The sequence below is a fragment of the Streptomyces sp. NPDC005070 genome, from assembly GCF_053600395.1.
The window spans coordinates 1-5,779 of record NZ_JBSFZS010000244.1; the positions used below are offsets into that span (position 1 = coordinate 1).

General features: G+C 67.9%; 8 protein-coding genes. 3 read left to right on the plus strand and 5 right to left on the minus strand.

Going from position 1 to position 5,779, the window contains the following annotated elements:
- The 5 genes from ACWEBX_RS36720 to ACWEBX_RS36740 all read right to left on the minus strand — a co-directional run.
- The coding region (locus ACWEBX_RS36720) for a sigma factor (protein ID WP_451889081.1) at positions 1–331 on the minus strand (331 nt) is incomplete at its 3' end.
- A gap of 247 nt (positions 332–578) precedes the next feature.
- Positions 579–938, minus strand: a complete 360-nt coding sequence (locus ACWEBX_RS36725) for a hypothetical protein (protein WP_451889082.1) — start codon at positions 936–938, stop codon at positions 579–581.
- Positions 939–1,147: 209 nt separating this feature from the next.
- Positions 1,148–1,594 (minus strand): DUF2267 domain-containing protein, encoded by a 447-nt coding sequence (locus ACWEBX_RS36730; RefSeq protein WP_451889083.1) that lies wholly within the window; start codon positions 1,592–1,594, stop codon positions 1,148–1,150.
- Positions 1,595–1,647: 53 nt separating this feature from the next.
- Entirely contained in the window at positions 1,648–2,043 is a 396-nt protein-coding gene (locus tag ACWEBX_RS36735) for a DUF2267 domain-containing protein (RefSeq protein ID WP_451889084.1), read from the minus strand.
- 94 nt (positions 2,044–2,137) lie between these two features.
- Positions 2,138–2,572, minus strand: coding sequence for an Hsp20/alpha crystallin family protein (locus ACWEBX_RS36740; protein WP_451889085.1), 435 nt, complete (start codon positions 2,570–2,572; stop codon positions 2,138–2,140).
- 128 nt (positions 2,573–2,700) lie between these two features.
- Here ACWEBX_RS36740 and ACWEBX_RS36745 point away from each other — a divergent pair, with 128 nt between their 5' ends.
- From ACWEBX_RS36745 to ACWEBX_RS36755, 3 genes are all read left to right on the plus strand, one after another.
- Positions 2,701–3,369, plus strand: coding sequence for an HSP18 transcriptional regulator (locus tag ACWEBX_RS36745; RefSeq protein WP_451889086.1), 669 nt, complete (start codon positions 2,701–2,703; stop codon positions 3,367–3,369).
- A 944-nt stretch (positions 3,370–4,313) separates the two neighbouring features.
- Complete coding sequence (locus ACWEBX_RS36750) at positions 4,314–4,652, plus strand: helix-turn-helix domain-containing protein (RefSeq protein ID WP_451889087.1); 339 nt, start codon at positions 4,314–4,316, stop codon at positions 4,650–4,652.
- A 217-nt stretch (positions 4,653–4,869) separates the two neighbouring features.
- On the plus strand, positions 4,870–5,382 hold the full coding sequence (locus tag ACWEBX_RS36755; protein WP_451889088.1) for a MarR family winged helix-turn-helix transcriptional regulator: 513 nt from the start codon (positions 4,870–4,872) through the stop codon (positions 5,380–5,382).
- Positions 5,383–5,779: the final 397 nt, after the last annotated feature.

Genomic DNA, 5,779 nt, shown 5'->3' on the forward strand with positions numbered 1-5,779 from the left:
GGACGGCGAAGGAGGTGAACTCGACTTCGCGGGAGAGTTCGAACCGGTCGATGGCCTTGATGAGGCCGATCGTGCCGACCTGGACGATGTCCTCCATCTCCTCGCTGCCGCGGCTGCGGAAACGCGAGGCCGCGTACTGGACGAGGGTGACGTTCATTTCGATGAGGGTGTTGCGCGCGTACTGGTACTCCGGTGTGCCCTCTTCCAGGACGGCGAGCTGGTCGAAGAACAGCTTGGACAGCTCGCGGGCGTCCTTCGGCGCGACCTGTGAGGGGTCGGCAATCTCCGGCAGCACCGTGGCTTGCCCCTGCGCTACCTTCGTCGCTGTCATCTCCGGCCCCTCCTCAGTGAGTGTGTGGTCAGCCGCCGCCCGCCGGAGCCGAACAGCAGGCCGGTTACCCGGCTTCGATGCATGCATGCCAAGCAACTTTCAACCATGGCCCCGTACCTTCTGCGTGGGACGCTGCGGACAGCCCCTGGCCGTCAGGCGAGGCGACAGCATGCACGACAGCGTGGGCCGGCCGACGCCCGCCAGCCCGCCCGCCTTGCTGTGGAGAGGCTGCTGCCCCGGTGGCCGCTCAGCGGTCGGAATAGCTGAAGTCGCCCATGGTCCAGGCAGTGACGTCGGCGATCGCCACCCGGTACATCCCGCCCGTCTCGGGGATACCCACCGTGCCCTGCAGGATCCGGGCGACATGGAAGTGCAGATGCGTAGGAATCTCTGCGTCTTTGGAAGGTGTGTCGAAGACGGCGGAGAACTCCCCAAGGCGGGCGGAATCATTCAGCACGTCAGACACCCGCTGCCGCCACACCCGCTCGGGCGCCAGCCGGCCGGTGATGACCGCGCCACCGGTGACCACGGTCAGGGACATCTGGTTACTCTGCCCGGACTCCACCAGGGCGGCGACGTCAACGAGCAGCTCGTCAGGCTTGGACATGGCGAAGATTATATTTCCTGCTCACGCGGCCCCTCCACCATCCTGCAGAGAGGGAGAACAGAAGCGCTGCACCCGCGAGCGGGCTACCTGTGCCGCTGACAATCGGCGGCGTCAGCTCCGCACCAGGTGATCAAGGCTCCCTTTGTCGGGCAGGGCCGTGCGGTCTCCGCGGCGCGGCCCTGCCCACTTTCCACACGTCGGCGGCTGGTTCAGGCGGCCGCAGGCTCAGGGCGGCGCAGTTCTGCCTGCCCGAAGAGGAGGGCGTAGCCCTCGGGGAGCTGGTGCAGGATGCGGGCGAGGAGGTCGGGTCCGGTGAGGCGGGTGACAGCGGCGAGGGCGGCGCCGGTGTCCCAGCGGGCTGTCGCCGGGGTGGCTCCGGTGCGGGAGGCCAGGTCCTTGACGAAGTCCCGGCCCGTAAGCGGCTCACCGTCTGGCACCGAGGTGGTGAGGGCCAGGGCGGCTTCAACCGGCAGGCACTGTGCCAGGTCGGCACGTTCATGGCCGGTCAGCTGGCGGCCGAGTGCGGCGAGGACCTGGTGAACGGCCTCCGCGGCACGTTCGCGGGTGGGATAGGCGCCTTCGTAGCGTACGCGTTCCAGCATTTCCTCGAACGTCATGGACGCCTGGTAGGAGTTCGATCGAGGCTGGTCGTACATGGCTGGGCGTGCCTTTCTGCGCGAAGGGTCAGACCGAAGACCGGGGGAGGGGGTCAGGTGGGTTGGGGGTGGCCGAAGAGGAGGTCGTAGCCGGGTGGGAGCTGGAGGAGTACCTCGTAGGTGAGGTCATCGCCCGCGGTAGAAGCTGCTGTGGACAGGACGGCGCCGATGTCCCACAGGGCCGTCTTTTCGGTGGCCCCCTCGATCCAGGCGGCGGTTGCACGGACGAACCGTTCGGGCGAGAGGGGTTCCGCCGCCTGCAACGGGTTGAGGAGGATCAGGGCGTACGTCTCCGGGAGGCGGGCGGCGAGTGCGGCCCGTACGGTTCCCACCAGATGTGCGCCGAGCAGGGCCAGGACGATGCGGGCAACGCGGTCGGCCTCTTCCGCGGTTGCGTACTCCCCGCGTTCCTGGACGTGGGCCAGGAACGACTCCCTGCGTGTCGACATCACGTCACCTCCAGTGAAGGGGTGAGGGGTGCGAAGGGCGGGTGCCCGGACAGGGGGAAGTCGGCTTTCCCGCCCTCCGCGAGCGGCTGAGAGTTCAGCCGGAGATCTGCTTGCGGCCGGATCCGGAGCTGATGCTGACCTTGCGGGGCTTGGCGCGTTCGGCGATCGGGATGCGCAGGGTCAAGACACCAGCGTCGTAGTCGGCCTCGATGCGCTCGGTGTCGAGGGTGTCCGCGAGGACGATCTGGCGGGAGAAGACGCCCAGGGGTCGCTCGGACAGTTCCACCTTCACGGAGTCTGCCTTGGCGACTGGGCGACGCTCCGCCTTCACGGTCAGCATGTTCCGCTCGACGTCGATGTCGAGCGCCTCGGTGCTCACACCGGGAAGGTCGAAAGCGATCACGTATTCGTCGCCCTCGCGGTAGGCGTCCATCGGCATCACCGACGGCTTCGACCAGGTCCCGGACGTCCCCGACAACTGCTGGACGATGCGGTCCATCTCGCGGAACGGGTCAGTGCGCATCAACATCGCGAAACACCTCCAGTTGGTTCAGGCAGAAACTGCCAATGCGCTTCAACGTGCATCCGTTGTAACATGTCATCGAAACGATGACAAGCGGGAAGTCATCTGGAGGATGACAATCGACGGAGAGCCTGATGAACGAAGCCGCCAGCACGGTCACACCGGTCCCCTTCCACGCCGCCGCCGCGGCACTGGAAGCCATCAAGCAGTCCGTGAAGGAAGCGCAGCGATCCTCCACCCGGACGCCTACCGCCGCAGAGCCACCCGCAGCCGACGCCGACCCGGACCTGGCCCTGTCCGCCCTGCTGCTGCTCCGTGAGATCCGCGAGCAGCTCGCCGGCTGGGAGAGCGGGCTGATCGAAACCGCCCGCCGGCAGGGCACGAGCTGGGCCGACCTCGCCGGCCCCCTCGGGGTCGCCAGCCGTCAAGCCGCCGAACGCCGCTACCTGCGGCTGCGCCCCGGCACCCCCGGCTCCACCGGGGAAGAGCGCGTCCAGGCCACCCGCGACACCCGCGCCGCCGAACGCACCGTCACCACCTGGGCCCGCGACAACGCAGCAGACCTGCGCCGCCTCGCCGGACAGATCACCGCCCTCACCGACCTGCACCCCGGTGCCGAAGATGCAGTCGGCGAACTGAACCTGGCACTCGCCGACAACGACCCCGCCCGCCTCCTACGTCCCCTGACCGCGACCCGTGCCTACCTGCAGCCCGAGACCGGCGACCTCGCCGAACGCATCGACGCCCTCACCCGGCGCACCGAAGAACTCCGCCAGGACACCCACGACCAGCGCGGCACGTAGGCAGACGGCGCGCTCCGATCTCAGCAACCGGACATGGGCTCGAGCTGCCGTGAGCCTGCACGTCGGGCACGCCCGTCACCGGTTGGGGGCGGCGGGCGGATGGCTGGGCGGAGCCCTTCCCTGCCCCTCCGTGGCGGGTCGGCGCAGTTCCCGGCCCCAGGGGTTTGTGGCCGCGGTGGCGGTCGGTTACCTCTCTGCAGGGCGCTCAAAAATCTGTGATCGCTGGAGTAGACATTGCCTCCTCGGCTGGTTATGGTTTCTCTCGTAGCCAGGAAGTCAGCGGGGCCCGGCAGACATGAACTGCCAGGAGCAGTACAGGTAGTTGCGGTTTGTTGGACGGCACGGCGGTGGAGTCTCGAAGCCAGGGTTGTTGCAGGTCGGCGACGGGACTGGCGACCGGGCCGGGTGGCCCGCAGTGATCAGGGGCCACCGAGCAGGAACGAAGGTGAAGTTGCAGTACGGGTAAGTGCAGTTCGCAGGACCGCAGTGAAGTGAGTGAGCGGTACCTCGGTGAAGGCGTCGGCTGCGGGCGCGCGCACCGGGAGGTCCGGCAGTGGGGTTCTAAGCCAGAAGCAGGTGCAGGACGGGCGACGGGGCTGGCTGCCGGAGTGGCGCTGTCACAGGCCACGAAGCAGTACGCGGTATCAGCAGTTCGCAGGAGAGCAGTACCAGTTGGTTGGTTGAAGAGGGATTGAACGGAGGGGCCAGGCGCCATCAGGATCGCCCGGGCGGAATGACTGAGCCCGGGTACCGCAGGACATCGATAGTGAGGTGGTCTCCGGTCGAGCAACCGCGATCCCCGCACACGCTCACACCCTGCGTGAGCTGCTGCGGACACAGAAGGCCGGCGCAGTATCAGGGCCGGCAGATGGTGTAGTTGTTCCTTCGGGGCCCTGGCGCGAAGTGCGCCAGGGCCCCTCCACGCGTTGCCCAGAGAGGTGCAAGTGACAGCAGACGACTCGTACGACCGGATCGATGACGACGACTACCCCGCCTACACGATGGGCCGGGCCGCCGAGTTGCTCGGCACCACGCAGGGCTTCCTCCGTGCGATCGGCGAGGCCCGACTGATCACGCCGCTGCGGTCCGCGGGCGGACACCGCCGGTACTCTCGCTATCAGCTGCGTATCGCCGCCCGCGCCCGTGAACTCGTCGACGGGGGCGCTCCCATCGAGGCTGCCTGCCGGATCGTCGTCCTCGAAGACCAGCTCGAAGAAGCACAGCGGCTGAATGCCGAATACCAGCGCGCCGCCGGATCAGTTGCTCCGACCGCCGTGGCCTGAGACGGCTTGGCTCCGGCCGCCAGGTCATCTTCCGCGGCGGAGGGCCATGGACTGCCGGGCACTGTCACCGGGGGGAAACCCGTTCTGATTGCCCGAGGTCAGGCCCGCGGGTCAGGAGCCGGTGCCCGCAAACCTGCCACACCCATCGACTGTGGCCTCGTCCGACTGCATGTGCACTATCCGGATCAAGGAACCAGCCCCCGCGGCTGGAAAACGGATGACCGAGTACACCGGCCCCGGCTTCGAGTCAGTCCTTGCCGTGGCCCGCCAGGCCGGGGGTATTGCCGAACTCCTCGACGTCATGTGGGAGCACGAGCGCAACGACGGCCCGCCCCCGTATGTCTCTGTCTCCCAACTGCGCGTGATGTACATCGTCGACCGCGAGACCGGGATACGCATGCGGGCCCTCACCCGCATCCTGGGCGGATCGCCGCCGTCGGTCTGCCGCCTTGTCGACCGTCTCCAGACTCATGGCTTCGTGGAGCGCCGGCCATGTCCCGACAGTCGCCGCGAAGTCATAGTCCGCGTGACCCCTGCGGGCCGTGAACATCTGGCCCGAGTCCGCGAGCGGCGGGATCTACTCCTCCTCCAGATCCTCGACCGCATGCCCGGCCAGGCGCGAGCTGCTCTGGCCGAAGTTCTTGCCGGACTACAGCAGGCGCTGAGCGATCACCCCATGCTCCGTCTCCTGGCTGAGGGCCTCCCGGCCACGCCGACCCTGCGCGATTGAGCCCGGTCCACAGGCACGCCGGCTGCGGCAGACCTGCCCCTCCGAAGAGCCACACCGCGGTAGACGAAAGGCGCCCTCACCGACATGCCGTCCTCGGCTTGGGCGAGCCGGGACGCGGGTTTCCTCATGGCAACGCGATGCGTGGACGGCCCAGCTCTTGCACGGCCTCGGGGAACATCGGTACAGCCGTTGGCGCTGAGAAAGATCATGGTGGGCTAGCACGCCAGCTGGGGGCTCCGCTGGGGTTCGCGGAAAGATCGCCGGGCGGGTGCTGGGGCTGGCTACGGTCCGCTTCGTGCCGGTGGAATTTCTGACTGATGAGCAGGCCGAGGCGTACGGGGAGTTCGCCGAGGAGCCGACCCGCCCTGAGCTGGAGCGGTTCTTCTTTCTGGACGAC

Bases quoted from the DNA above. Each gene is read 5' to 3' on its own strand.
- ACWEBX_RS36735 (WP_451889084.1), bottom strand. From the start codon at position 2,043: ATGTCGACACGCAGGGAGTCGTTCCTGGCCCACGTCCAGGAACGCGGG.
- ACWEBX_RS36745 (WP_451889086.1), top strand. From the start codon at position 2,701: ATGAACGAAGCCGCCAGCACGGTCACACCGGTCCCCTTCCACGCCGCC.
- ACWEBX_RS36755 (WP_451889088.1), top strand. From the start codon at position 4,870: ATGACCGAGTACACCGGCCCCGGCTTCGAGTCAGTCCTTGCCGTGGCC.
- ACWEBX_RS36740 (WP_451889085.1), bottom strand. From the start codon at position 2,572: ATGTTGATGCGCACTGACCCGTTCCGCGAGATGGACCGCATCGTCCAG.
- ACWEBX_RS36725 (WP_451889082.1), bottom strand. From the start codon at position 938: ATGTCCAAGCCTGACGAGCTGCTCGTTGACGTCGCCGCCCTGGTGGAG.
- ACWEBX_RS36730 (WP_451889083.1), bottom strand. From the start codon at position 1,594: ATGTACGACCAGCCTCGATCGAACTCCTACCAGGCGTCCATGACGTTC.